Annotated in this window: 23 protein-coding genes; 11 read left to right on the top strand and 12 right to left on the bottom strand. The window is 59.7% G+C overall.

All coding sequences use genetic code 11. The features are described from left to right. Positions 1-4 precede the first annotated feature (4 nt). Genes HBO09_RS12030 through HBO09_RS12010 form a run of 5 tightly spaced genes read right to left on the bottom strand, consistent with a single transcriptional unit; the run spans position 5 to position 5,333 of the window. Entirely contained in the window at positions 5-997 is a 993-nt protein-coding gene (locus HBO09_RS12030) for a MoxR family ATPase (protein ID WP_169993715.1), read from the bottom strand. Then, positions 994-2,151: a DUF4350 domain-containing protein gene (locus tag HBO09_RS12025; protein ID WP_169993713.1), complete on the bottom strand. Its 1,158-nt coding sequence runs from the start codon at positions 2,149-2,151 to the stop codon at positions 994-996. The genes HBO09_RS12030 and HBO09_RS12025 overlap by 4 nt, the downstream gene beginning before the upstream one ends. Next, entirely contained in the window at positions 2,148-3,677 is a 1,530-nt protein-coding gene (locus HBO09_RS12020; RefSeq protein WP_169993711.1) for a DUF4129 domain-containing protein, read from the bottom strand. Before HBO09_RS12020 ends, HBO09_RS12025 begins: the two co-directional genes overlap by 4 nt. Beyond that, positions 3,664-4,644, bottom strand: coding sequence for a stage II sporulation protein M (locus HBO09_RS12015; RefSeq protein WP_169993709.1), 981 nt, complete (start codon positions 4,642-4,644; stop codon positions 3,664-3,666). Before HBO09_RS12015 ends, HBO09_RS12020 begins: the two co-directional genes overlap by 14 nt. Continuing rightward, positions 4,641-5,333: an RDD family protein gene (locus HBO09_RS12010; protein WP_159909291.1), complete on the bottom strand. Its 693-nt coding sequence runs from the start codon at positions 5,331-5,333 to the stop codon at positions 4,641-4,643. Before HBO09_RS12010 ends, HBO09_RS12015 begins: the two co-directional genes overlap by 4 nt. Positions 5,334-5,543: 210 nt before the next feature. On the opposite strand from HBO09_RS12010, the gene sbcB reads away from it, so the two are divergent. Next, a complete protein-coding gene (gene sbcB / locus HBO09_RS12005; protein WP_169993707.1) occupies positions 5,544-6,971 on the top strand; it encodes an exodeoxyribonuclease I in 1,428 nt (475 codons plus the stop codon). A gap of 89 nt (positions 6,972-7,060) precedes the next feature. On the opposite strand, the gene mvaT is transcribed toward sbcB, so the two are convergent. Then, positions 7,061-7,435, bottom strand: a complete 375-nt coding sequence (mvaT, locus tag HBO09_RS12000; protein WP_029295469.1) for a histone-like nucleoid-structuring protein MvaT — start codon at positions 7,433-7,435, stop codon at positions 7,061-7,063. Positions 7,436-7,784: 349 nt separating this feature from the next. Between mvaT and purU the strand changes: the two genes are divergently transcribed. Further along, complete coding sequence (purU, locus tag HBO09_RS11995; protein WP_029295472.1) at positions 7,785-8,633, top strand: formyltetrahydrofolate deformylase; 849 nt, start codon at positions 7,785-7,787, stop codon at positions 8,631-8,633. A gap of 86 nt (positions 8,634-8,719) precedes the next feature. Continuing rightward, positions 8,720-8,911: a hypothetical protein gene (locus HBO09_RS11990; RefSeq protein WP_133715367.1), complete on the top strand. Its 192-nt coding sequence runs from the start codon at positions 8,720-8,722 to the stop codon at positions 8,909-8,911. A 51-nt stretch (positions 8,912-8,962) separates the two neighbouring features. On the opposite strand, the gene HBO09_RS11985 is transcribed toward HBO09_RS11990, so the two are convergent. Then, positions 8,963-10,852 (bottom strand): methyl-accepting chemotaxis protein, encoded by a 1,890-nt coding sequence (locus tag HBO09_RS11985; protein ID WP_169993705.1) that lies wholly within the window; start codon positions 10,850-10,852, stop codon positions 8,963-8,965. Positions 10,853-11,049: 197 nt separating this feature from the next. Here HBO09_RS11985 and HBO09_RS11980 point away from each other — a divergent pair, with 197 nt between their 5' ends. Further along, positions 11,050-12,528 (top strand): helicase HerA-like domain-containing protein, encoded by a 1,479-nt coding sequence (locus tag HBO09_RS11980; protein ID WP_169993703.1) that lies wholly within the window; start codon positions 11,050-11,052, stop codon positions 12,526-12,528. 129 nt (positions 12,529-12,657) lie between these two features. On the opposite strand, the gene HBO09_RS11975 is transcribed toward HBO09_RS11980, so the two are convergent. Beyond that, complete coding sequence (locus HBO09_RS11975; protein WP_169993701.1) at positions 12,658-13,113, bottom strand: DciA family protein; 456 nt, start codon at positions 13,111-13,113, stop codon at positions 12,658-12,660. A 308-nt stretch (positions 13,114-13,421) separates the two neighbouring features. Between HBO09_RS11975 and secA the strand changes: the two genes are divergently transcribed. From secA to HBO09_RS11960, 3 genes are all read left to right on the top strand, one after another. Next, entirely contained in the window at positions 13,422-16,157 is a 2,736-nt protein-coding gene (gene secA, locus HBO09_RS11970) for a preprotein translocase subunit SecA (protein WP_169993699.1), read from the top strand. A 120-nt stretch (positions 16,158-16,277) separates the two neighbouring features. Continuing rightward, on the top strand, positions 16,278-17,495 hold the full coding sequence (gene argJ, locus HBO09_RS11965; protein ID WP_169993697.1) for a bifunctional glutamate N-acetyltransferase/amino-acid acetyltransferase ArgJ: 1,218 nt from the start codon (positions 16,278-16,280) through the stop codon (positions 17,493-17,495). Positions 17,496-17,553: 58 nt separating this feature from the next. After that, complete coding sequence (locus HBO09_RS11960) at positions 17,554-18,498, top strand: Nudix family hydrolase (protein ID WP_169993695.1); 945 nt, start codon at positions 17,554-17,556, stop codon at positions 18,496-18,498. A 126-nt stretch (positions 18,499-18,624) separates the two neighbouring features. On the opposite strand, the gene HBO09_RS11955 is transcribed toward HBO09_RS11960, so the two are convergent. Genes HBO09_RS11955 through HBO09_RS11945 form a run of 3 tightly spaced genes read right to left on the bottom strand, consistent with a single transcriptional unit; the run spans position 18,625 to position 22,206 of the window. Then, positions 18,625-19,203 (bottom strand): cob(I)yrinic acid a,c-diamide adenosyltransferase, encoded by a 579-nt coding sequence (locus HBO09_RS11955; protein ID WP_169993693.1) that lies wholly within the window; start codon positions 19,201-19,203, stop codon positions 18,625-18,627. 2 nt (positions 19,204-19,205) lie between these two features. After that, the gene (locus tag HBO09_RS11950) at positions 19,206-21,242 is read right to left on the bottom strand and encodes an ATP-binding protein (RefSeq protein WP_169993690.1); all 2,037 of its coding nucleotides are present in this window, start codon (positions 21,240-21,242) and stop codon (positions 19,206-19,208) included. A gap of 46 nt (positions 21,243-21,288) precedes the next feature. Next, positions 21,289-22,206 (bottom strand): putative 2-dehydropantoate 2-reductase, encoded by a 918-nt coding sequence (locus HBO09_RS11945; protein ID WP_169993688.1) that lies wholly within the window; start codon positions 22,204-22,206, stop codon positions 21,289-21,291. Between the two features lie 137 nt (positions 22,207-22,343). On the opposite strand from HBO09_RS11945, the gene HBO09_RS11940 reads away from it, so the two are divergent. Both HBO09_RS11940 and HBO09_RS11935 read left to right on the top strand, forming a co-directional pair. After that, positions 22,344-22,829 carry a YajQ family cyclic di-GMP-binding protein gene (locus HBO09_RS11940; protein ID WP_057440144.1) on the top strand — a complete coding sequence of 162 codons (486 nt, stop codon included), beginning with the start codon at positions 22,344-22,346 and terminating at the stop codon, positions 22,827-22,829. Between the two features lie 124 nt (positions 22,830-22,953). Further along, positions 22,954-23,796 carry a mechanosensitive ion channel family protein gene (locus tag HBO09_RS11935; RefSeq protein ID WP_169993685.1) on the top strand — a complete coding sequence of 281 codons (843 nt, stop codon included), beginning with the start codon at positions 22,954-22,956 and terminating at the stop codon, positions 23,794-23,796. Between the two features lie 176 nt (positions 23,797-23,972). On the opposite strand, the gene HBO09_RS11930 is transcribed toward HBO09_RS11935, so the two are convergent. Next, a complete protein-coding gene (locus HBO09_RS11930) occupies positions 23,973-25,268 on the bottom strand; it encodes an OprD family porin (RefSeq protein ID WP_169993683.1) in 1,296 nt (431 codons plus the stop codon). 725 nt (positions 25,269-25,993) lie between these two features. Here HBO09_RS11930 and HBO09_RS11925 point away from each other — a divergent pair. Beyond that, the gene (locus HBO09_RS11925) at positions 25,994-26,419 is read left to right on the top strand and encodes an HIT family protein (RefSeq protein WP_169993681.1); all 426 of its coding nucleotides are present in this window, start codon (positions 25,994-25,996) and stop codon (positions 26,417-26,419) included. Positions 26,420-26,422: 3 nt separating this feature from the next. After that, positions 26,423-26,629 carry a SlyX family protein gene (locus tag HBO09_RS11920; RefSeq protein ID WP_057441383.1) on the top strand — a complete coding sequence of 69 codons (207 nt, stop codon included), beginning with the start codon at positions 26,423-26,425 and terminating at the stop codon, positions 26,627-26,629. The last annotated feature ends 77 nt before the right edge of the window (positions 26,630-26,706 follow it).

Raw genomic sequence — 26,706 nt, 5'->3', positions numbered from 1 at the left:
CAAGTCACTGGCGTGGCGCTGGCACTTGGTCGAGCAACTGGGTAAGCACCTGATCCACCTCCAACCCTTCGATATCCAGCTCCGGGGCGATGCGTACCCGATGGCGCAATACCGCCAGCGCGCAGCTCTTGATGTCGTCCGGGGTCACGAACTCGCCACCACGCAGCAACGCACGGGCGCGGGCACCGCGCACCAGGGCGATGGAGGCGCGAGGACCGGCGCCAAGGGCCAGGCCGGGCCAGGTGCGCGTGGTGCGTGCCAGGCGCACGGCATAGTCGAGCACCTGTTCATCCAGGGCCAACTCACTGGCGACCTGCTGCAACATCAGCACATCATCGGCCTGGAGCACGGTGCGCAGCGGCTGTACGTCAAGCATGTCGGCGCGGGAGGAGCGGGTCACTTCACGCACCATATCCAACTCTTGCTGCGCGTCAGGGTAGTCCATGCGTACCTTGAGCATGAAGCGGTCGAGTTCCGCCTCCGGTAGCGGATAAGTGCCTTCCTGTTCGATGGGGTTCTGGGTGGCAAGCACCATGAAGGGTTGGCCGATGGGTAGGGCTTCACCCTCGAGAGTGACCTGGCGTTCCTGCATGGCTTCGAGCAAGGCGGCCTGGGTTTTCGCTGGTGCGCGGTTGATCTCGTCTGCCAGCAGCAGGTGGGTGAACAACGGCCCCTTGCGCAGCTTGAACTGCTCGGTGTGCAAGTCGTACACGGCATGGCCGGTGACGTCGCTGGGCATCAGGTCCGGGGTGAACTGGATACGCGCGAAATCGCCGTCAAAGCAGCGGGCCAGGGCGCGCACCAGCAAGGTCTTGCCCAGGCCGGGAACCCCTTCGAGCAACACATGGCCGCCGGCGATCAGCGCAGTCAGCACATCATCGATCACCGCATCCTGGCCAATCACGGCTTTGCGCAACTCGGTGCGCAAAGCTTGAGCCAACTGGGTGGCTCGCCCGCTGTCGAGGGGGTTGGATACATCCACTGGAGAATCGCTCATAGGGCATTCCTGAGGGTTTGCAGGCAAGCCACCTGGCGGCTGAAGTCGGCGCTGGAAAGCCGCTTTGCCGGGAGAGGGCCGAGGGCCTGGCTGATAATTGAAGATGGTTGGCGGGTCAGGCGTTCGAGTGCCTGCCACTGCCCTGCAGCGTCCAACTGGTCGAAACCGGGATGGCGGCGGCGCGCGGTGCGCAGGATGTCGCGCTGCAAGGCTTGCAACAGGCTGTTTTGCCCGCTGCGGCGCAGCAGGAAATCGGCACTGGCATTCAGGTGTTCCTGTAACTGGCGGCGGGCTTTCGGCGCTGGCGCCCGGATGGGCCCCAGGCGTATGCCGGCACGCCACAACCCCAGCAGAATCAAGGCAGCAAGTGCTACCAGGGCCTGGGGGAAATACCGCAGCAAGAGGCTGAACAGGTTTTCGACGTCCGTGTTGGACAGCAGGGTTACATCGCTGCCCTGGGTCAGGTACCAGAGCAACCAGGCGTTGTCGTGCAAGCCGATGGCCGGGGTCTTCCACAGCTCGCTGTCGGTGATCACGGTCACGCGACCATGCCCGAGATTGAGTTGCATCAGGTGACTGGACTTGGCGCTGTTGGCCGAAAACTGGGCCAGGTGCCTGGGGTCGATCAGGGTGAAGTCGGTGTCGAAACTGAAAAACGCCGGTGCAGTTTCGTTATCGACATACAGGCGTGTCAGGTCAAGTTTCTTGCTCTTGCGGGCAGTGGACGGCTGGTCGAAGTCATCGCTGAAGGCCTGACGCAACTGCAGGCGATCGAGCAGCAAGTCGCCGCTGTCTTGGGTTTCTTCATCCCATATGGCTTCGGCCACCAACAGCAGATGGCCGCCGGCCTGGGTCCAGTCCAGCAGTTGGTCAACCTGATGCGGGGTCATGCTGCTGCGCTCGCTGAGCAACAGCAGGCTGGCGCCCTTGGCGGGCAGGGTGGCCAGGCGCTCCAGGCTGTGGGCTTGCTCGACGGCCAGGCCTTGCTGGCGCAGGAACTGCTCTGCCGCCAGATAGGGGTTGGCCTGGGCTTCGGGTGACGGCCCGCGGTCGACCACTTCTTCGTAGGGAATCGCCTTGTGCCAGGCGAAGAAGCCCCCGGCTGTCAGCAGGCAAGCCAGGATCAGGCCGAACCAGATCAGCGGCCGGTTCATCGCACGGCCTCGCTGGCGAACAAGCTGCGCCAATGGGCGCAGAGCTGTTGTTGGGCCAGGGCAGGCGGTACGCGATGGCCGTAGGCGAGGTTTTGCCAGTGCCGGGTCAGGTCGTCGCTGAATGCCAGCAATTGCGGCTGCTGCAAGTGGCGCACATGTTCCAGGACCTGGCCTTCGGTATCGGCGTTTTTCAGTGGCAGGTTGAAGTCATGCAGCAGCCGGCTGAGCAGGCCGCGATACAGCAGGCCAAGGGCTTCCCGGGGCTCGGTGGCCCACAGCTGCTCGGCGGCACTGGCAATGTCATCGGGTAAGGTTTCCACGCCCATGTCCAGGCCGAACAGTTGTGACGGCACAGGCTGCGCCGCCTTGGACCGTGGGGCGCGGCGGCGGCTGACAAAGGCCTGCAGCCAGTCGCGATAGCGCCAGGCGAGCAGGCTAATCCCGGCGATCAGCAGGCCCCAGAGCAGCACCTCCATCACCATGGCCAGGGACTTGAATGTGTCGCTGTTGAGGTTGTCCAGCAAGGATTTAAGCCAGGCAGGTAACTTGGCATCATCCACGGGCTTGGCTTTGTTGGTGCCCTTGTCCTCGCCGAAACGGTAGCGGGTGACGGTTTCCGGATTCTTGAACGGGGGTTGTTCCAGCAGGCGCTTGATCGATTGGCTGGCCTGCGACGTGCTCAATGGTTTCGAGTCGACCGGTGAATTGGCCATGGCCTGGGGTGTTGGCACGATCACTAGTAGGCCGACCGCCAGCAGCAGGATGGCCACTGTCGTTTCCAGGCGCTGGCGCAGGCGGCGGAACACCAACTCCAGGTCCCAGGCTTCGAGCACCGTACGCCGGTTCAGATAGAGGCTGAATCCACACGCTACATAGATGGGCTCCCAGAACACCAGGATCAAGGCGTAGAAGGCATTGCTCAGGTGCTCCAGCCAGAGCCAGTCCTGGCTGCTGGCCAGCGCCAACTGTTGCCAGTCCCAGTCCAGCTCTACCTGTTGTGGCAGGAACAGGTAGAACAGCGCCATCAAGCCAATCCATAGCGCTGTTTCCAGGTGAATGCCGATCAGCGTCAGCCAGCGCGCCGCCCCAGCGTTGCGTTGTTGCAGGACCCCCAACCGTTGTTGGCGGGCCAGGCCACCGAGGCCTTCGAGTTGCACCACGGGCATGGCAAAGCTGCGACTGAGGCTAAAGCGCCTCCAGGTCAGGCTGGCCAGCAGTTGCCCCCTGAGCAGTCCTGGCCATTGGCGCAGCGCCTGTTTGAGCGTGGGCGTCTCGCCAAACAGCACCTTGGACAGGATATACAGCGGCAGGCGCTCAAAGGCCGGTTTCAGCCACCAGAACACCAGCACGGCTACAGACGGGTAGTCCCACAGCAAAACGCTGATCAGGATAAACATCGGCAGGCTCACCAGGGCCCAACTGCTCATCAAGAGCACGCGGTGCTCGCGGGCCAGCAACACCCCCAGGTCCATGGCTTCCCACGAGGAGCGAGGACGAATCACCACGCTGGCGTCACTCAGGCGCATGACGACTCCTGCCGGCGAACAACAGATAGGCGATCACCAGCGCCCAAAGTGCAGCGCCCACCAGGTACTTGCCCCAAGGCTGTACGGCGGTGGTGGAGGACCAATAGGCTTCTATAAAGGCTGCGATAAGCAGGAACACCATCACACCGCAGATCATTTGCACGCTCTTGCGGGCTGCCAGCCGCAGTGACTCACCCCGGGGCAACGCTCCCGGAGCGATCAACGCCCAGCCCAACTGCAGGCCTGCCGCGCCGGCCAGGGCAATGGCTGTCAGTTCGAAGGCGCCATGGCCGATGACAAAGGACCAGAAGGTTTGCCCGTAGCCGATTTGTGTCAGGTGCCCGGCAACGGCCCCGATCATCAGGCCATTGAAAAACAGGAAAAACACGCTGCCCAGGCCGAACAGCAAGCCGCCGGCGAAGGTCTGGAATGCGATGCCGATGTTGTTCATGACGTAGTAGCCGAACATCATCCAGTCCTCACTCGATGCCCGTTCGGCCGCACGCCCCAGGCGACTGGCGTCGGGGTCGTACATGCTTTGCATCTCGGTCACTTGCTGGGTACTGACGATGGTGTAGATCAAGTCGGGGAACAGATAGACCAGCAAGGCAATGCCAACCAGGCTGCCAAAGAACAGCAGGCTGGCTACCAGCACGAAGCGCCATTGTTCGCGAACCGTACGGGGAAAATCCGCCAGCAGGAAGCCCAGGGTCTTGGCGCCGAGCTGGCTGCGATGGCGATACAGCTGTTGATGGCCGCGCAAGGCCAGTTGTTGCAGCGGGTCTACCAGGTAGCTGCTGTAGCCGCGCTCCTGTGCCAGTGCCAGGTGTTGGCACAGGCGTCGGTAATCGTGGGGGAAGCGCGTCAGATCGTGGGCTTTGGCCTTGCCTTGTTCAAGCAGTGCCAGTTGCGCGGCAAAGGCCTGCCAGTGCGGCTGGTGACGGGTTTCGAACAGGCTCTGTTTCATGTTGGCCCCAACAGGCCGCGAGCCACGCCATTGAGCTGCTCCACGGCACGTGCCGGGGAAACCTGCAAGGGCGTGGCCAGAATCGCTGCCAGCTCATGGGTCCGCTCGGCGGAAAGTTCACCCTGGCGCTCGGCAAAACCCAGGATCGCGCGCTGCTCGTTCAACTCAAGGGCAAAGGGCAGGCGCAATGCCGGGGCCTGGGGCAACTGGGGACGAGAAAGGGGCTGTTCGCGATAAACAACCAGGGTCCCGGCTGCGATGTCACCCAGGCGTTTGAAGTGGGGATGTTGCAGGCAACTGATGGCACCGAGGAAGTAGCCGAACGGCAACATATCGACAAAGCGCAGCAGGTTGCGGATCAGCGACGCAGACCAGCCAATGGGCGTGCCGTCATCCTGTACCACGCGCAGCCCCATGACCTGCTTGCCCGGTGAACAGCCCTGGTTGAGCACTTCGAACAGCACCATGTACCACCAACTGACGAGAAACAGCAGGATCGAGCCCAGGCCGACGCCCAGGTTGCCGAGAAACGCCAGGGCAATGAAAAGAATGCCGAGGATCAGGCCGCGCAGGCCCAGGTCGAAGCCGAAGGCCAGGGCTCGAGGCATCAGCCCGGCGGGGCGCAAGGGCAGGTCGATGCCTTCCGGGGTCTCGATCTGGTAGCGAGTGTCCAATGGCGCGATGGGCATTGCGTTCCCTGGCAGTGCGGCGTGGCTTGGCATGGGCAACCCTCTGGGGCAGCCCGTAAATTGAGAGGCCGATGCTAGCAGTGTCGTCGATGGAAGTGACACCTGAAAATGCGCCAAGGTTTCACTGAATGTTTATCCAGTGCACATGGCGCTGGCCCCGGGCGGCGTCCAGCGCCTAGACTTTGTCGGTCTTCAGCACAGGAATAGCCCGTGACCTCGATCTTCTGGTACGACTATGAAACCACTGGCATCAACCCACGCAGCGACCGTCCGCTGCAGGTGGCCGGGATTCGCACCGACCTTGACCTTAATGAGATAGGGCCTCCGGTCAACCTCTATTGCCAGCCCAGCGACGATATCCTGCCGCACCCGGCGGCGTGCATGATCACAGGCATTACCCCCGGCCAACTGGCGGAAAAAGGCCTGGCCGAAGCCGATTTCATGACGCGGGTGCATGCCGAGCTGGCGGCCCCCGGCACCTGCGGCGCAGGCTATAACACCCTGCGCTTTGACGATGAAATGACCCGCTACAGTCTGTATCGCAATTTCTTCGACCCCTATGCCCGGGAATGGCAGGGCGGCAACAGCCGTTGGGATTTGATCGATGTGCTGCGCACGGCCTACGCGCTGCGGCCAGATGGCATCGTCTGGCCCGAGCAGGACGGGCGCGTGACCCTCAAGTTGGAGCGTTTGACGGCGGCCAATGGAATCGACCATGGCCAGGCCCACGAAGCCCTGGCCGACGTACGGGCCACGATTGCCCTGGCGCGCCTGGTCCGGGACAAACAACCGAAGTTGTACGATTGGCTGTTTCAACTGCGTAGCAAGCAACGGGTCATGGATCAAATCCGCCTGTTGCAGCCCATGGTGCATATTTCCGGGCGTTTTTCCGCCGAGCGCCATTACCTGGGGGTGGTGCTGCCGTTGGCGTGGCATCCGCGCAATCGCAACGCGTTGATTGTCTGTGATCTGGGGCTCGACCCACAGGGGTTGCTGGACCTGGATGCTCAGACACTGCGCCAGCGTTTGTACACTCGGCGCGATGAGTTGGCTGAAGGCGAGTTGCCGGTGCCGCTCAAATTAATACACATCAATCGCTGCCCGGTGGTCGCGCCGTTGAGTGTGTTGCGGGCGCAAGACCAGCAGCGTTTGAATCTGGATATGAGTGAATATCAGGCTCGGGCGCTGCGGCTAACTGACGCACAGGAACTTTGGCAGGATAAATTGCCAGCGATTTATGCCGAAGAAGATTTCGCCGCAACCGCCGACCCGGAGCAACAGCTCTACGATGGTTTTATTGGTGATCGGGATCGGCGTTTATGTGAACAAGTCCGGGCTGCGGAACCTGCGCAATTAGCACGCCAGCAGTGGCCTTTTGATGATCATCGTTTGCCGGAATTATTGTTTCGCTATCGTGCCCGTAACTTTGCGTACACCTTGGATGACGAAGAGCAACAACGCTGGAAACTATTCTGTCAGCAGCGCTTGTCAGACGCGGATTACGGCGCACCCAATACCCTCGAGAGTTTCAATAAGGCCAGGCTTGAATTGGACGTTAGTGCTACATCGTTTCAGCGTCAGGTACTGGATGAATGGCAGGAATATGTTGATGCTTTACGCCAGCGCCTGAGCCTGTAATCAGCGCTTGATAAAAAGCGGGCAATAAAAAACGCCAGCAAGCTGGCGTTTTTTATTGTGTCGCGAATCAGGTGACACCCTAGGGAGCCTTAGCCCAGCAGGGTAGCCCAGCCTTCAACCACGTCACCGCCCCACTTGGCTTTCCACTCTTTCAGAGTCTTGTGATTGCCACCTTTGGTTTCAATCACTTCACCGTTGTGCGGGTTTTTGTATTGCTTGACCTTACGGGCGCGCTTGGTGCCGGTAACTTTTACTGCACCGCGTGGTGCTTTAACTTTCGATTCCGGATCCAGCAGCGCGATGATGTCACGCAGGGATTTGGAATATTCACCCATCAGGGTGCGCAATTTGCCTTCGAATTCCAGCTCGGTTTGCAGTTTGTCGTCTTGGGACAGATTCTTCAAACGGGCTTGCAGCTCTTTGATAGCTTCTTCGGTGGCACGGTATTCGTTGATCAGGGACATGTGGACTACCTTATGCGGGGCGCTGAGGGACAGGGATAGTGGCCTAATAATAGTCAGACAGTTTCCCCAAGTAAACATTTAAGCTCTGTTTTATGTAATTTACTTTGAACGTTTGTAGTCAGAGACGCTGAGTGCATTATTTAGTGCGCTCGACCGGCTAAAGATATTCTCATTAGATCTTGGCTTATTGCGGTAACAGATGCTTGTACTGACATAGTGCTCGGGTAAAAACCGTACGCTGTTTAGGGGTACCGCAAGGAATCGCTCGAATAAGCGTTGAGGAATACTGCAGTTTTTCTACGGTGTCGCTAGAATGGCGGCCTTTGCGAAGTTCTGGAGTTTGCCCCTAATGCGCACTTTTCGTCTGGTGATTGCCTGCCCGGATCGGGTTGGTATCGTCGCTAAAGTCAGTAACTTTCTAGCCTCCCACAACGGCTGGATCACCGAAGCGAGTCATCACTCGGACAATCTCAGTGGTTGGTTTTTCATGCGTCACGAAATCCGTGCCGACACGCTGCCCTTTGGTCTTGAGGCATTTCGCGAGGCGTTTGCGCCTATCGCCGAAGAGTTTTCAATGACATGGCGCATTACCGATACCGAGCAGAAAAAGCGCGTGGTGCTGATGGCCAGCCGCGAGTCCCATTGCCTGGCGGACCTGCTGCACCGCTGGCACAGCGATGAGCTGGACTGTGAAATCGCCTGCGTGATTTCCAACCACGACGACCTGCGCAGCATGGTTGAATGGCACGGTATTCCTTACTACCACGTGCCGGTCGACTCGCAGAATAAACAGCCGGCCTTCACCGAGGTCTCGCGCCTGGTCGAGCAGCATCAAGCGGACGTCGTGGTACTGGCGCGCTACATGCAGATCCTGCCGCCGGAACTGTGCCGCGAATATGCAGGCAAGGTGATCAACATTCACCACAGCTTCCTGCCGTCGTTTGTCGGGGCCAAGCCGTACCACCAGGCGTCCCTGCGCGGCGTGAAGCTGATTGGTGCAACCTGCCACTATGTCACCGAGGAACTGGACGCCGGTCCCATCATCGAGCAGGACGTGGTGCGCGTCAGCCACAGTGACAGCATTGAAGACATGGTGCGCTTCGGCCGCGACGTCGAGAAAATGGTCCTGGCCCGTGGCTTGCGCTATCACCTGGAAGACCGTGTGCTGGTGCACGGCAACAAGACCGTGGTGTTCTGACCGACTGGTTTTAGTTGAAGCAAAAAGGGCCTGGGCGTTAAATCACCCAGGCCCTTTTTATTTGTGTCAGCTATGAGGACCGCACGATGAGTGATCCCCTGGATAAAGCCACGTCCAAGGCACCTGCTACCTTGGGCGAGGGGTGCTTGAGCCGCTATGACCCGGATGATTTGGATGCCGAGGACGGCACGGATTTCCCCGGTGCTGCCCGGTTGTGGGAGCAGTTGCAGGAAGAGTCGCCCGACACGCCCGGCCCTGACAGAAACAATGCAGGTTGAATGTAGGAGCCATCGAGCCCGAGCGACGCAGCTCCTACATTTGTCTCGGGTTTAGATACGGAAGCTGCCCACCAGTTGTTTCAGGCGCGCCGCTTGCTGCTCCAGATCGGAGCAGGCGCGCAGGGTGGACTGCAGGTTCTCCACGCCTTCCTGATTGAGCGTATTGATTTCGGTGATATCGATGTTGATCGATTCCACCACCGACGTCTGCTCCTCGGTCGCGGTCGCCACCGATTGGTTCATACCGTCGATTTCACCGATACGCTGGGTCACGCTACTCAAGCGCTCACCTGCCAGGTTGGCGATTTCTACGCTGTCGAGGCTGTGGCGCTGGCTTTCGCTCATGGTGCTGACCGAGTCCCGGGCGCCGACTTGCAGCTCCTCGATCATCTTTTGCACCTGTTGCGCAGACTCTTGCGTGCGATGGGCCAGGTTGCGCACTTCGTCTGCCACCACCGCAAACCCACGCCCGGCTTCCCCGGCGCGCGCGGCCTCAATGGCGGCGTTGAGCGCCAGCAGGTTGGTTTGCTGGGAGATACTGGTGATCACTTCAAGGATTTGCCCGATATTTACCGTCTTGCTGTTGAGTGCCTCGATGTTGCTGCTTGAGGCGCTGATCATTTCGGACAGTTGTGTCATGGCCTTGATATTGCGCTCCACCACTTGCTGGCCATCTTCGGCCAGGTGACGCGCATCGCTGGCCTGGTGCGAGGCTTGGGCGGCGTTACGGGCGATTTCCTGGGCGGCGGCACCCAACTGGTTGATCGCTGCCGCGACGCTGTTGGTGCGGTTGGCTTGTTCGTCGGAATTGATCATCGAGGAGTTGGAGGCGCTGACCACGCGCAATGCCACTTCATTGACCTGGCCGGTGGCGGAGGACACTTCGCGAATCGAGGTGTGAATCCGCTCCACAAAGCGGTTGAAGGCTTTGCCGAGGATGCCGAATTCGTCATGGTTCTGGATCGTCAGGCGGCGCGTCAGGTCGCCTTCGCCATCGGCGATGTCTTCCATGGCGCGGGTCATGACATACAGCGGTTGCATCAGCACGCGGATCAGCATGCCCAGCAACGCAATAATGATCGCGACGGCTATCGCAGTGGCAATGATGGCCGAGGTGCGGAATTCGCTGAGCATTGCGAAGGATTTGTCTTTATCTACCGACAGACCGATATACCAGTTCACCGACGGCAGACCCTTGATCGGGGCAAAGGTGACGATACGGGTTTTGCCATCGACCTCGATTTCGCTGAAGTCAGCACTGATCTTGACGGTCTGGTTCGGGTACGCCTCGCCCAGGGTCTTCATCACCAGGCTTTTATCCGGGTGTACCAGGATCTTGCCGTCGGCACTGACCAGGAACGCGTAGCCCATGCCGCCGAAGTTCAGCGCACCGATGTTGTCCACCAGGGTTTGCAGGCTCAGGTCACCGCCAACCACGCCGACGCTTTGCCCGGCCTTGCTGCTGGGGGTGGCGATGGAAATGATCAACTGGCCGGTGGCCGCATCGACATACGGTTCGGTCAGGGTCGAGCCGTTGCTGGTCTGGGCGCCTTTGTACCAGGGGCGCACGCGCGGATCGAAGCCGTCGGGCATCTTCGTATCGGGGCGAATGGTGAACCCACCTTTGCTGTCACCCAGGTAGGTCGCCATGAACGATGACGTCAGGGCCTTCTGCTCCAGCAGGCTGGCAACCATGGCCGGCTCGGGATTGATGGCGATGTTCTGGGCGGCGTTTTCCACGAGGACAATGCGCCCGGCCAGCCAACTTTGGGTATTGCTGGCGGTGACGCTGCCCATTTCATGCAGATAGCTGTCGAGGTCGCCGCGAATCGCGTTTCGTTGCAGGTAGTCGTTGTACAACGTGAACAACGCAAATGCGGCAATGACGATAAGGGCGGCTGCAAGCAGGATTTTGTGGCTGAAGCGCAGATTTTTATTCATGGCTCGTCGTGTCCGCTAAGGTCTTAGTGTCCGAGGCGCATCTTTTATGGAGACGCACAAATGGCAGCATTAAATAAAGTGTGATATTTCCATCTGCTCCTGCAGGAATTATCCGGTCTAACTTTTTTAGACTTTTTTGGTCTCTCGCTTTGTCTGTATCGACCGTGCAGCGTTAAAGATTAACCATGGGTGAAAAAATGCCTGACTCCTCGCAACTTCTTATTGGCGCAGATCTCGAAGGCCAACCCATCGCCCAGGCCATGCGCCTGGCTAATCGCCATGGCCTGATCGCCGGTGCCACCGGCACAGGCAAAACCGTGACGTTGCAGCGGCTGGCGGAGGCATTCAGTGATGCCGGCGTCGCGGTGTTCGCCGCCGATATCAAGGGTGATCTGTGTGGCCTGGGCGCCGCAGGCAATCCCCAGGGCAAGGTGGCCGAGCGGATCGCCGGCATGCCGTTCCTGAATTACACGCCTAAGGCATATCCGGTAACGCTGTGGGATATCCATGGTCAATCCGGTCATCCACTTCGTACAACCTTGAGCGAAATGGGGCCGCTGTTGCTGGGCAGTCTGCTGGAACTGACCGACAGCCAGCAGTCGACCTTATATGCGGCGTTCAAAGTGGCAGATCGCGAGGGCTTGCTGCTGCTGGATCTCAAGGACCTCAAGGCTCTGCTCAACCACCTCAAGTTCCACCCTGAGCTACTGGGCGATGACGCCGCCCTGATGACGACCGGCTCCAGCCAGGCCTTGCTGCGGCGCTTGGCCGTGCTCGAACAGCAGGGCGCAGAAGCCTTGTTCGGCGAGCCGGCGCTGCAGCTGGAAGATATTCTGCAACCGGCCAGCGATGGGCGAGGGCGCATTCATCTGCTGGATGCCAGTCGTCTGGTGCACGAGTCGCCCAAGGTCTATGCGACCTTCCTGTTGTGGTTGCTGGCGGAGTTGTTCGAGCAGTTGCCGGAGCGTGGGGATGCCGACAAGCCGCTGCTGGCACTGTTTTTCGACGAGGCGCATTTGCTGTTTACCGATACGCCCAAGGCCTTGCAGGACCGCCTGGAGCAAGTGGTGCGGTTGATTCGTTCGAAAGGCGTGGGCGTGTATTTTGTCACCCAGTCGCCGGGCGATTTGCCGGACAACGTGCTGGCCCAGTTGGGTTTGCGCATCCAGCATGGCCTGCGGGCATTTACCACCAAGGAGCAGAAATCCCTGCGGGCGGTGGCGGATGGTTTCCGGCCGAACCCGGCGTTCGATGCACTGGCGGTGTTGACCGAACTGGGTACCGGTGAGGCGCTGGTGGGTACGCTGCAGGAAAAAGGCACGCCCGAGGTGGTCCAGCGGGTGCTGGTAGCACCGCCGCAATCGCGGATCGGGCCGTTGACCGCTGCCGAGCGCGCGGCCTTGATCGCCAGTTCGTCGCTACTGGGGCGCTACGACAAGCCGGTTGATCGTGAGTCGGCCTATGAAGTGCTGATGGCACGCAAGGAGTTGGGGGCGCAGGCGAGTGCTACGCCTGCCGCAGAAGAGCCGAGTTTCACCGACAAGGCCGGGGCCTTTCTGGGAACTACGGCGGGCAAGGCCTTGAAGTCGGCGATGCAGCAGGCGGCCAATCAGATGGGTCGCCAGTTGGTGCGCGGGCTGCTGGGCTCGTTGCTTGGCGGTAGCAAGCGTAAGTAGTTCTTACGGCAGATGGAATCAACTGTAGGAGCGGGCTTGCCCGCGATTGCGGTGTATCAGCAGGCACATGTACTGACTGATACACCGCATTCGCGAGCAAGCTCGCTCCTACATTGGCCTGTGCCGCTCTCAGGTTTTGGGCTTGGCGTGAGCCGCCAACCGCTCCAGCGCCGCACGCAGCTTCGGATCGGTAATCCCGTCCGCTGTCGCCTGGATGGTCTCGGCGGCATTCACTGACAAATCCATGGTATGCCCCACTGCACCTTGCTGTACGGTCGGAGGCTGGACCTTGAACTGGATACGCAGCAGGCTCTCAAATACGTCAAACGCCTGGAGCTGGCGCTGCAAGCGTTTTTGCTGGTAGCGCAGACGGGTCGCCCAATGCCCGTCGGTGACAATCAGCAGCAGCGTACCTTCACGCCACGAGGCTACATGGCAGTGCTCACGGGCCGCTGGTTGCAGTTGGCTTTCCAGCAGGCGTTGCAGGTGGCCCAGGCGCTGAGCGTGGCCAAAGATGGCTTTTAAAGGCTTGGCTTCGCGCAGCAACACGGCGGGAGCACGGGCCGTAAGAGGGCGAAATGCCATGGTCTAGACACCTTAGGTAACAGAGCCGCCATGGTAGCAGAAAGCGTGTGCGGCACCGTGGTCATTGCTTTGTCAGCAGTTTATCCATTAAATCAATAAGTAACTTCTCGCTCGAATGGGTTGAAGTTCAGCAAAAAGCCCTTATTTTAAACAAGCCCTCCTGGGACGCTGTGCCTGCATCGTGGAACAACGCCACTTTCCTCACCCTCGTTTCCGGGTAGAATGCTCGTTCGCATGCGGCCGTGAGGGCTGCTCGGGCGACTCACGGGACGCCCCTTCATCCCTAATGTGTGGAAGAACCTGCCGATATGTTTGCGCCTTTGTTAAAGAAACTTTTTGGAAGCAAGAATGAGCGCGAAGTCAAACGCATGCTCAAGACGGTGCAGCTGGTCAATGCCTTCGAAGAGCAGATGGTTGCTTTGTCGGACGAGCAATTGCGCGCCAAGACCGAAGAGTTCAAGGCCCGCATAGCCAAAGGTGAAACCCTCGACAAACTGCTGCCCGAAGCCTTTGCGGTCGCCCGCGAAGCCGGTAAGCGGGTAATGGGTATGCGCCACTTCGACGTCCAGTTGATCGGTGGCATGACCCTGCATGAAGGCATGATTGCCGAAATGCGCACCGGTGAAGGCAAGACCCTGGTGGCAACCCTGGGCGTTTACCTCAACGCACTGTCCGGCAAGGGCGTGCACGTTGTGACGGTGAACGACTACCTGGCCCGCCGGGACGCCAACTGGATGCGCCCGCTGTATGAATTCCTCGGCCTGACCGTCGGCGTGGTAACGCCGTTCCAGCCGCCGGAAGAGAAGCGCGCCGCCTACGCCGCCGACATCACCTACGGCACCAACAACGAGTTCGGGTTCGACTACCTGCGCGACAACATGGCGTTCAGCATGGAAGAAAAATTCCAGCGTGAACTCAACTTTGCCGTGATCGACGAAGTCGACTCCATCCTCATCGACGAAGCCCGTACCCCGCTGATCATCTCCGGTCAGGCCGAGGACAGCTCGCGTCTGTACACCGAAATCAACAAGCTGATCCCGCGCCTCGAACAACATATCGAGGAAGTGGAAGGCGTAGTGACCAAAGAAGGTCATTACTCCATCGACGAGAAGACCCGTCAGGTCGAGCTCAACGAAGCCGGTCACCAGTTCGTCGAAGAGATGCTGACCCAGATCGGCCTGCTGGCTGAAGGCGAAAGCCTCTACTCGGCACACAATCTGGGCCTGTTGACCCACGTTTATGCCGGCCTGCGCGCCCACAAGCTGTTCCATCGCAACGTCGAATACATTGTCCAGGACGGCCAGGTCGTACTGGTCGACGAACACACCGGCCGTACCATGCCCGGTCGTCGTTTGTCCGAAGGCCTGCACCAGGCCATCGAAGCCAAGGAAGTGCTCAATATCCAGGCCGAGAGCCAGACGTTGGCCTCGACCACCTTCCAGAACTACTTCCGCCTGTACAACAAGCTGTCCGGCATGACCGGTACTGCTGATACCGAAGCGTTCGAATTCCACCAGATCTACGGTCTGTCGGTGATGGTGATCCCGCCGAACAAGCCGCTGGCGCGTAAAGACTACAACGACCTGGTGTTCCTGACCGCCGACGAGAAATACGCTGCAATCGTTGCCGACATCAAGGAATGCATGACCCATGGCCGTCCGGTCCTGGTGGGTACTGCAACCATCGAAACCTCCGAGCACATGTCCAACCTGCTCAACAAGGAAGGCATCGAGCACAAGGTCCTCAACGCCAAGTTCCACGAAAAAGAAGCCGAGATCATTGCCCAGGCCGGTCGCCCAGGCGCACTGACCATCGCTACCAACATGGCCGGTCGTGGTACCGACATCCTGTTGGGCGGTAACTGGGAAGTGGAAGTGGCGTCCCTGGACAACCCGACGCCTGAGCAGATCGCCCAGATCAAGGCCGACTGGCAGAAACGCCACCAGGCGGTGCTGGAATCCGGTGGTTTGCAGGTGATCGCATCCGAGCGTCACGAATCGCGCCGTATCGACAACCAGCTGCGTGGCCGTGCCGGTCGCCAGGGTGATGCTGGTTCCAGCCGTTTCTACCTGTCCCTGGAAGACAGCCTGATGCGCATCTTTGCCTCTGACCGGGTGAAGAACTTCATGAAGGCCCTGGGGATGCAGTCTGGGGAAGCGATCGAGCACCGTATGGTGACCAACGCCATCGAAAAGGCCCAGCGTAAGGTCGAAGGCCGCAACTTCGACATTCGTAAGCAACTGCTGGAGTTCGATGACGTCAACAACGAACAGCGTAAAGTGATTTATCACATGCGTAACACGTTGCTGGCTGCCGACAATATCGGCGAAACCATTGCCGACTTCCGCCAGGACGTGCTCAACGCTACCGTCAGCGCCCATATCCCGCCACAGTCGCTGCCTGAGCAATGGGATGTTGCCGGCCTGGAAGCTGCGTTGAAGAGCGACTTCGGTGTCGATCTGCCGGTCCAGCAATGGCTCGACGAAGATGACCACCTGTACGAAGAAACCCTGCGCGAAAAACTGATGGCCGAACTGCTGGCCGCGTACAACGAGAAAGAAGAGCAAGCCAGTGCCGAAGCGCTGCGCACCTTCGAGAAGCAAATCGTTCTGCGTGTGCTGGACGACCTGTGGAAAGACCACCTGTCGACCATGGACCATCTGCGCCACGGTATCCACCTGCGTGGCTATGCCCAGAAGAACCCGAAGCAGGAGTACAAGCGCGAGTCGTTCACGCTGTTCTCCGAGTTGCTGGATTCGATCAAGCGCGATTCGATTCGTGTGCTGTCCCACGTTCAGGTACGCCGCGAAGACCCGATCGAAGAAGAAGCCCGCCTGCGCCAGGAAGCCGAAGCCCTGGCCGCGCGCATGCAGTTCCAGCATGACGAAGCGCCGGGCCTTGAGTCGCCGGAAGTGTTGGGTGAAGAGGTCGATGTGGCCCTGGCCCAGGCTCCTGTGCGCAACGAGCAGAAGCTGGGTCGCAACGAGCCATGCTGGTGCGGTTCGGGCAAGAAGTTCAAACACTGCCACGGCGAAATCAACTAAGATTTTTGCCTGACGCTGCAATACCCCGCGCCGCGACCGGCATCAGCCGTCGCGGCGTTTTGCCATTTATTCACCGTCGATGACGACGGTGCAGACATCACATCGTTAAGGAGCGCATTCATGGCTGTTGGTCTTGGTCCTTTGCCCACGTTGCACCCGGTTGCCGGTTTTGAACTCGGTATCGCTTCGGCCGGCATCAAGCGCCCCGGGCGCAAGGACGTGGTAGTGATGCGCTGTGCCGAAGGCTCGACCATCGCTGGCGTGTTTACCCTGAACGCGTTTTGCGCAGCGCCCGTGATTCTTGCCAAGCAACGTGTCGAAGGGCCGGTACGCTACCTGCTGACCAACACTGGTAACGCCAACGCCGGCACCGGCGAGCCTGGCCTGGCTGCGGCTGCGCGTACCTGCGCCAAGCTGGCGGAGTTGACCGGTGTGGACGCCAGTCAGGTGCTGCCGTATTCCACTGGGGTGATCGGCGAGCCGTTGCCGGTGGAAAAAATCGAAGGCGCCCTGCAGGCTGCGCTGGATGACCTGTCGGTGGATAACTGGGCGGCCGCGGCCACAGGGATCATGACCACCGACACTCTGCCCAAGGGCGCCAGCCGCCAGTTCGTGCATGAAGGCGTGACCGTCACCGTGACCGGCATCAGCAAAGGTGCGGGCATGATCCGCCCGAACATGGCGACCATGCTCGGCTACATCGCCACTGACGCCAAAGTCTCCCGCGATGTGTTGCAGAACCTGATGCTCGATGGCGCCAACAAGTCGTTCAACCGCATCACCATCGACGGCGATACTTCGACCAACGACTGCTGCATGTTGATTGCCACCGGTAAAGCCAACCTGCCGGAAATCACCTCCTCCAACGGCCCGCTGTTCGCAGCGTTGAAGCAGGCGGTATTTGAAGTGTGCATGGAAGTGGCCCAGGCCATCGTGCGTGATGGCGAAGGCGCGACCAAGTTCGTCACCGTTGAAGTCAATGGCGGCGGCAATCACCAGGAATGCCTGGATGTCGGCTACACCGTGGCCCACTCGCCGCTGATCAAGACCGCGCTGTTTGCCTCCGACCCGAACTGGGGCCGGATCCTCGCAGCGGTGGGTCGTGCCGGCGTGCCGAACCTGGACGTGAGCAAGATCGACGTGTTCCTCGGTGATGTGTGCATCGCCAGCCGTGGCGCCCGTGCCGAAACCTACACCGAAGCCCAGGGCTCGGCGGTGATGCAGCAGGAAGAAATCACCATCCGTATCGAACTGGGGCGCGGTGATTGCAGCGAAACCATCTGGACCACCGACCTGTCCCACGAATACGTGAAGATCAACGCCGAATACCGCACTTGATACCTGCCCGGGGCACTGGCAATGCCCCGGCAGGCGCCGGCTTAGAGGACGTAATACCGTGAAACGAGTTCATGTAGCAGCCGCAGTCATTCGCGGTACCGATGGTCGGATTTTGCTGGCGCGTCGTGCAGATACCCAGCACCAGGGCGGCCTCTGGGAATTTCCCGGTGGCAAGGTGGAGGCCGATGAATCGGTTTTCACCGCACTGGGCCGAGAGCTGCAGGAGGAGCTGGGTATCCAGGTCACCACCGCGCGGCCGTTGATCCAGATCCAGCATGATTACCCGGACAAGCAGGTGTTGCTGGATGTCTGGGAGGTCTCGGCGTTTACCGGCGAACCCCATGGCGTGGAAGGGCAACCCCTTGAATGGGTGGCGCCACGGGACTTGCAGAACTACGAGTTTCCAGCGGCCAACGCGCCAATCGTCGCCGCCGCCCGCTTGCCCGCTGACTACCTGATCACCCCAGGCGAGCTGGGGGCCCCGGTGTTGTTGCGTGGCATCCAGAAAGCCATTGCTGGTGGCATCAAGCTGATCCAATTACGCGCGCCCAATGGCTATGACCCCAAGTACCGCGACCTGGCAGTGGATGCCGTGGGGTTGTGTGCCGGCAAGGCGCAGTTGATGCTCAAGGGGCCGTTTGAATGGCTCGGTGATTTCCCGGCGGCTGGCTGGCACATGACGTCGGCGCAACTGCGTAAATACGCCAGCAAAGGCCGTCCGTTGCCCAAGGATCGCTGGTTGGCGGCGTCTTGCCACAATGCCGAGGAGCTGGCATTGGCCGAATTGATGGATGTGGACTTTGTCACCCTGTCGCCGGTGCAGCCGACGCAGACTCACCCTGATGCTCAGCCACTGGGTTGGGAAGCGGCGGCGCAGTTGATCAAGGGCTTCAGCAAGCCGGTGTTCCTGTTGGGTGGGGTTGGGCCTGACGAGCGGGAGAAAGCCTGGGAGAGCGGGGCGCAGGGTGTGGCGGGGATTCGGGCGTTCTGGCCTGAGGTTTGAGTCGTCAGTGATGACCCCATCGCAGGCAAGCCAGCTCCCACATTTTGATTTGTGAATACATTCAAATGTGGGAGCTGGCTTGCCTGCGATGGGGCCCGATAAAGCAATACAAAACCCGGCAGAATCTCAGTGCGGCTTAGCCGCCGCCTGCCACAAAATCTCCGCAACCCCCTGGCGTCTGGCAATCACCCTCGCTGCCACAAACAGCAAATCCGATAGCCGATTGATATACGCCAACCCCACCCCGTCCAACGGCTCCAGTGCATTCAATTGCTGGCAACGCCGCTCGGCGCTGCGGGCCAGGCTGCGGCACACATGGGCCTGGGCAATCAGCGCCGAACCACCGGGCAGGATGAAATTCTCCAAAGGCCCCACTTCTTCATTCCAGCGATCAATCGCGGCTTCCAAGCGGTCCACTTCGCCCGCATTAAGTGCCTTGTAGACCGGCATCGCCAACTCGCCACCCAGGTCAAACAGTCGATGCTGGCAAGGGGTCAGTACCTCGACCACATCCATTAACGCAGGATGCTGGCCGCTTTGCTCCTCGAGCCCGGCCAACAGCAGGCCCAATTGACTATTGAGGCTGTCCACTTCGCCGATTGCTTCCACCCGCGGGTGATCCTTGGGCACGCGGCGACCGTCGCCCAGGCCGGTTTCGCCTTTGTCGCCAGTACGCGTGTAGATTTTCGACAGGCGAAAGCCCATGGTCATTGCTCCAGTTGAGTCTGTTCGAGGGGGGCAAGCTGGCTGCCGGCCAGCGGCAGGCGCAAGGTAAAGCAGGTGCCCTGGCCCAGGGTGGAGTGAACCTCCATCTGGCCCTTGTGATTGTTGGTAATGATGAAGTACGAGACTGATAAGCCCAGCCCCGTGCCCTGGCCGATTTCCTTGGTGGTGAAGAACGGTTCGAAAGTGCGTTTGCGCACGCTCTCACTCATGCCGATGCCATTGTCTTCCACCTGGATTTCGGCCCAGGGCGGGTTGAGCCGGGTGCGCAGGATGATGCGCCCTGGTTCGCTGTCGTCTTCGCGCAGGTGGATGGCCTGGGCGGCGTTTTTCAGCAGATTGAGCAGTACCTGCTCCAGCTCGTTGGCAGTGCCGGGCACCGGGCCCAGCGTTGGATCGAACTGGCGAATGATCGCCTGGCCCTTGAAGTCAAAGCCGATCGCCAGGTCGAAATCATTACCGGCGATCTCCACGGCCTGGTCGATCAGCGCCGGCAGATCGCAAGGTGCCATCTGGCGGTTGCTGCGGCGGCTGAAACTGAGCATGTGGGTGACGATTTTTGCCGCACGGGCTCCGGCTTGCTGGATACCGTCGAGCAGTTGCGGCACTTCGCGGCTTTGCAGGTAACGGTTGACGGTTTCCAGCTCCACGCCCACCTGCTCGGCGTGCTCCAGGTTTTTCGGCAGGTCCGTCGATAGGCGCCGGCGGATGTTCTGCACGTTATGCAGGATCGCCCCCAGGGGGTTGTTGATTTCGTGGGCCATGCCTGCAGCCAGCCCGCCGACGGACAGCATCTTCTCTGACTGCACCATCATTTCTTCCAGGGACAGGCGCTGGGTGATGTCATCGATGCGGATCACCACCCCGCGCCCGGCGCCGCCCATCAGCGGGTAAAAGGTCAGGGCATAGTGCTTGGGTTCTTCGTCCTTGATCCAGGTGACGCGCTCGATGCGTTCCACCGTGTGTTGCTCCACGGTGGCCTTGAGCTGCGGCAGGTACGGCTTGAGCGGTTCGAAGGCGAGGAAGATCGGCTGGTTCAGCGCTTGGTCCAGGCGCGTGCCGGAAAGGGCGCTGGCTTCCTGGTTCCATTGCGTGACGTAGAGCTGCTCGTCCAGGGCGATCAAGGCAGAGGGCATGGAGTCGATGATGCTGTTGAGGTAGTTCTGGAAACCGGTGAGTTTTTTCTCGATCTTGCTGCGCACCTGGACTTCCAGTTCCAGCTTGCGGTTGGTATGCCGCGTTTCCTCGGCCAGGCCTTGGGCCTGGTCATAGGCAGCCTGGGAATCGTCCCGCGCGCGTTTGAGTTGCTGCTCGCGGGCCTCGATGCGTGACAGCATGGTATTGAACGCTTCGGCCAGGCTGCCGATTTCGTCATGGTTGCCGCGACCGGCCCGCAAGGCGTAGTTCTCCTCGCGAGTGACCTGGCGCGACAACTCTTCCAGCTCGTGGATCGGCCGGGTAATCAGGCGCTTGATCTGCCGGGCGATCACCAGCCACAGCAAGACGCTGAACACCAGGATACCGAGGCTGGCGGTCAGGGTGCCGGTGTAGAAGGCCACCGGCAGCTCGCTGCTGGCCACCAGCAGCAGATGCCCCGAGGGCAGGCCGGGGCGGGGCAGGGTGATGACTTGATTGCTGCGAAACTCGGTGACCCGCCAGGCTTCGATATCGCGGTAGTGCGCCGGCAATTGCAGGCGCTCACCGTGTTGCAACTGCGCCAGGCGATTGCCTTCGCCGTCGTACAGGGCCGCCGCCCGCAGTGGCGAATAACTGGTCAGCTCGTTGAGCAGGGCATCGGCCTTGGCGGGAGAGTCCAGGGCTTGCGCGGCGAGGGCCGGATTGGAAACCAGTCGGCCAAGCGCCTGCAAGGCTTGGGGGGCCATGCTTTCCTGGGATATCCAGTAGGCGGCGCTGATAAAGGTCAGGTTGGCCACCAGCAGTACGGTGGTCAGCAACACCAGCAGGGCCGCCAGCAGTTTCTGCCCGACGGGGAGATTTTCGAGACGCTGGCGCAGTGGCATCAGGTTGTTCGCAGGCAAGGATCAAGTGGGCAGGGTAGCGCGTGCCTCAGTCGCTGGGCAATCCGCGTGCGTCCAGGTAGGCGGCCAGGCGCACATGCAGTTGTTGCAGGTGCGGCAGGCTCAGGCGATGGCGCAAGGCCGCCTGGCAGGCATGGCCGAGCAGATAGTGGATTTCGGTGCGTCGCCCGTTGGCCACATCCTGGTACATCGACGAGAAGTTGGCCGCCGTCGCCTGGATGACCCGCTCCACTTCGGTCTGCAGGTCCTGCGCCGCTGCCGGCTGGCCGCAGTACTCCAGCAGCTCGGCGAGTTCGGCGCACAGGGTCGCTACTTCGCATTGGTGTTCCTGCAGCCCGCCATTGCGGCATTGATAGAGCACGGTCAGAGGATTGATCGCACAGTTGAGTGCCAGTTTTCGCCAGAGGCGCGTGAGGATATTGGTGCTCCACTGGTGGGGAATGCCGGCGGCCTCCAAGTCGTCCAGCCACAGCGGCGCCGTGGGATGGGTAGTGTCACCGAGCCAGGTAAAGCCATGGCCGGCGAAAACCACACTGCCATCGCTCTGGCGAAACGCACCCTCGGTGCTGGAGGCGAAGATACAGCGGGCCTGGGGCAGTTGCGCGGCAACCGCATCCTGGCTGCCTAGGCCATTCTGCAGCAGGATCACTTCGGCATTGGGTGTCAGGCGTCGGGTCAGTTGTGCGACCGCGCCGGGTGCGTCGTAGGCTTTGCACGCGACCAGCAGGCGATCAATCGGCTCGGGACTGTCGGATGTTTGTGCAGTAACCGGGTACGACTGGGCATGCCCCTGCTCGATCAGGGTCAGCCCGGGCGTTGCCCGATAGCTGGCCAGGCGTGCCTGATCGCGCAGGATCAGCGTGACAGGCAGGCCTGCGCGGGCCAAGCGTACGGCCCACAAGGTACCGAGACTGCCGGCGCCGATGACATGCCAGGTGGTGGACATCAATTTTGCTCCATAAGCCGCTGGGTGAGCCAAGCAGCTCAGGGTAAAGAGTCGTTATAATGCCCCGGCATTTTACCCGCAAGCCAGGCGCGCTCCATCTCTACTGAGCGGCGCCCCTTTTTTATTGGAGAAACTACATGCCGTCGTTCGACGTGGTATCTGAACTGGACAAGCACGAAGTCACCAACGCCGTCGAGAACGCCGTCAAGGAGCTGGACCGTCGTTATGACTTGAAAGGCAAGGGCAGCTTTGAGTTCAAGGAAAAGGAACTGACGGTCAACCTGACCGCTGAAGCCGATTTCCAGCTGGAAGCGATGATCGAGATCCTCAAGCTGGCCCTGGTCAAGCGCAAGATCGATGTGCAGTGCCTTGAAGTCAAGGATGCCTATGCTTCGGGCAAGTTGATGAAGCAGGAAGCCGTGCTCAAGGAAGGTATCGACAAGGAGCTGGCGAAGAAAATCGTCGCTCACGTCAAGGACGCCAAGCTCAAGGTCCAGGCGGCGATCCAGGGCGAGCAAGTGCGTATCACCGGTAAGAAGCGCGACGACTTGCAGGATGCGATTGCCGCCCTGCGCGCCAAGACCTTCGATATGCCGCTGCAGTTCAATAACTTCCGCGACTAATCGCGTTTTGGGGAACCCAGTGGGCTTTTCGACGTCCCACGCCCCAGAACCTGCAGAAACGATTGAGCCCTTCGGGGCTCAATTGCTGTGGCGACCTTTATAGGCACTAAACAGGAGAATCTAGATGGACTTGAACGCTGAAGTGGATCAATTGATCAAGGCTTCCCAAGCCTGGGTCCCGATGATCATGGAATACGGCAGCCGGGTATTGCTGGCGGTATTGACCCTGGCCATTGGCTGGTGGCTGATCAACAAGCTGACCCACAAGGTAGGGCGTCTGCTGGCCCTGCGCAATGCCGACCTGGCGTTGCAAGGCTTTGTGACCAGCCTTGCGAACATCGTGCTCAAGGTGATGCTGATCGTCAGCGTGGCCTCGATGATCGGCGTTGAAACCACTTCGTTTGTTGCCGCGATCGGTGCCGCGACCCTGGCCATTGGCCTGGCGTTGCAAGGCAGCCTGGCCAACTTTGCCGGCGGCGTGCTGATCCTGCTGTTCCGTCCGTTCCGTATCGGTGACTGGATCGAAGCCCAGGGCACGGCGGGTACCGTCGATAGCATCCAGATTTTCCATACGGTGATCCGTACTGGTGACAACAAGACGGTCATCGTGCCTAACGGCATCTTGTCCAACGGCATCATCACCAACACCAATCGCCAACCGACCCGCAAGGTGGTGTTTGACGTGGGTGTCGACTACGAAGCCGACCTGCAGAAAGCCCGCGCAGTGTTGCTGGAACTGGCCAAGGACCCACGGGTTCTGGCGGACCCAGAGCCGGTCGCAGTGGTTTCGACCCTGGGCGACAGTTCGATTACCGTTTCCCTGCGGGTATGGACCAAGACGGCGGATTATTGGGATGTGATGTTCATGTTCAATGAACTGGCGCGGGACCGTTTGAAAGCGGCCGGAATTGATATTCCATTCCCGCAGCGTGTTATTCGCGTGATGCAAGAAGCGCCTGCCAAGTAATATCGGGTGCAGGGATCCAACTTGGCTGAATGGTCAGGTTTGATCTCAATAATAAACTCGATAGTTAGCTTGCTAGTTATCCGGCTCATAGAAATAAAAGTGTAATAAAAAAGCCGCTCACTGGTTAAAAGTGAGCGGCTTTTTCATTAAGGGCCGAAGCCCTCGAGCATCTTTGCTTACAAGATGTTCAGCGGGTATTGCGCGATCAGACGCAGTTCGTCGATAGACGCCGAACCGTAGTAAACACCATCAGACGAACGATAAGTCGCTTGGCGAATACGCAGGCTCAGGTCTTTGGCTGGGCCGCTCTGGATCACGTACTTGGCTTCAAGGTCGCGTTCCCACTCTTTGCCGTTCGAGGTCGAGGCGGTGTTGGCGCCGCTACCGGTGACGTACGCAGCCAGGAAGCTCAGGCCAGGTACACCAAAGGTGGCCATGTCGATGTCATAACGGGCCTTGAAGGATTTTTCGCCTTCGGCGTTGAAGTCGGAACGGGCCACGGAGTTGGCCAGGAACACTGTACCGCCACCATCGATGCCGTAGCCGTAATCGCCGTCACCGGTAACCTTCTGTGCTGCCAGGGTGAAGGTGTGTGCACCGATGGTGTAGGCACCCTGCAAGCTGAACGCACGGTTGTCGAGTTTGGTAACGTCGTCTTTGGCGGCGCGTTGCAGGCCGGCACCTTCGCTCTTGGTATCGTAGATGTTGAAGTCTACGGCCACCGACTGGTCATCGCTCAGGGCGTGGGTCCAGTTGACGTTGGCGTAGTATTTGCGCCAGTAGTCTTCGACTTTCGAGTAGTAGAGGCTGGTGGTGAACTCAGGCGTCCAACCGTAGGTGCCGCCTACGAAATTGGCTTGCTTGATGCCTCGGGAGGTTTCAGGGAAGTCGAGGATACTGTCCTTGAAGGTTTGCGCCTGGGCAACGCTGGAAGTGAAGTGACCGGCTTCCAGCTTGAGGTTCTTGATCTCGTTACTGACGATCGAGATACCTTGTGGCAGCTCTGGCAGCAAGCGACTGTCGTCGGATGCGAATACCGGTGCGGTGGTGTACTGGTCGCCGACTTTCAGCACGGTATTGGAGAGGCGGAACTTGATGGCGCCGCCGCCCTTGGAGTATTCATCCTCTGAGCGGCCATCCGAACCTTCCGGGAACAGGCCAGTGCCATTACGGCCTCTGCCGCTGTCCAGTTTCACGCCCAGCAGGCCGATAACGTCAACGCCTACACCGATGGTGCCTTGGGTGAAGCCCGACTGGTACAAACCGTTGAAGCCCAGGCCGGATTCCCGGCTGTAGCTTGCCCCCGATTTGTTGTTGCGGTTATCCCGGCTGAAGTACAAGGCGCGGGTATTGATGCTGAAGGTGCTGTCTTCGACAAAACCTTTGGCATCATCTTGGGCGGACGCCATTGCGAACTGTGAGGTGCCTGCTGAAACAGCGAGGGCGATCATGCTCCACTTCATCACGCGCATCGTGATTTGCTCCTTTGGTTTTAGGAAGAGTACTGCCGTCCCACCTGTATTTTTGTCTGGGCGGCTCTTTCTTTTTTGTGACAGCGAAAACTTATAGCACGCTGGCAATAATTGGCGATACTTGCACATCTGTCCTTTCAGCTTCTTTACGAGGCTGTCGTAAATTGCTAGATCCATGTCGCAAATCTACAGTCTGTTTGTAACCAGACTGACAACTTCAATACTGTTTTTAATACCCTGGAAAGAGGTCAAAAGTACCCTGTCCAAAGTTTAAAACTTCCTGTTTGTGTATTGACTCACTGTTTTTTTATCGTGAAACACCGCCTTCCTGGCAGGTGCCGTTGTCGACGATGTGGGAGTGAATGCAACAAGCGTGCTCAAACTGCCAGGCAGATGTCATTTTTTCGTGAAAAATGTGGTGAGTCTGTGAAAACCGCCTGGGCACGGGGCTTTTGCGTGGTTTTTTTTGGAATTCAAGGCGTCGGTTGTGCGGGATTTCGAACGGGTAAAAATAAGTTTCTGTAGGAAATGTTACCGGTCCACCCTGTGCAGTGAGTAATCGGCGGATAGGTCCTGCCCGATGCGGGGCATAAAAGACTCATTTTGGTGCGTTGGCGCCCGGGCGGCAGATTCCCCGTGGTGAGGCGCCGATTGCCCCGTGAAGCAGTCGTCATTCGCAGGTATGCTGGGCGCCTGAAACTGACTAGCCGAACGGAGTGCCTGCGGTGTTCGCCTTGGATCCACGTCTGCAAAACGACACCTTGCCCATCGGGGAATTCCCCCTGTGCCGGCTGCTGCTGTCCAACGACTCTAACTACCTCTGGCTTATCCTGGTGCCGCGCATTGCCGGTATCAGCGAAGTGTTCCAGCTTGATGCTGGCGACCAGTCCCGGTTGTGGCACGAAACCACGATATTGGCGCAGCTGCTCAATGAAGGGTTCAGCGCCGACAAAATGAACATCGGTGCCCTGGGCAACGTGGTCAACCAGTTACATGTGCACGTGATTGTGCGCAAACGCGACGATGCAGCCTGGCCTGCACCGGTCTGGGGCAGGCACCCGGCGGTGCCTTATACCGACGATCAGGTGGCGGTCATTCGAGCCCGCCTGCGGGAGTTGCTGCCGCCCGAATTCACTTTTGCCCAGGACTGAACCATGGACCTGCAAGACCGCGTGATGGACCTTGAGAGCCGCCTGGCTTTCCAGGACGACACCATCGAGACATTGAATGACATCCTGGTTGCCCAGCAGCGGGCGGTAGAACGCCTGCAATTGCAGATGACTGCCCTGCTCAAGCGGCAGGAAGAAATGGGCGGGCAGTTCGAATCCTCCGAGGAGGAAGCGCCACCGCCTCATTATTGAGGGCAGGGGGAAACTTGCGGCCAAAAAAAACCGCGATGCAGTTTCAACTGCATCGCGGTTTTTTTTCGGGTCTGGTC

It is taken from the genome of Pseudomonas sp. WS 5027 (assembly GCF_012985695.1).
Lineage (GTDB): Bacteria > Pseudomonadota > Gammaproteobacteria > Pseudomonadales > Pseudomonadaceae > Aquipseudomonas > Aquipseudomonas hygromyciniae.
The sequence above is the reverse complement of the archived record's forward strand: the minus strand, read 5'-3'. Positions and strand labels throughout refer to the sequence as shown.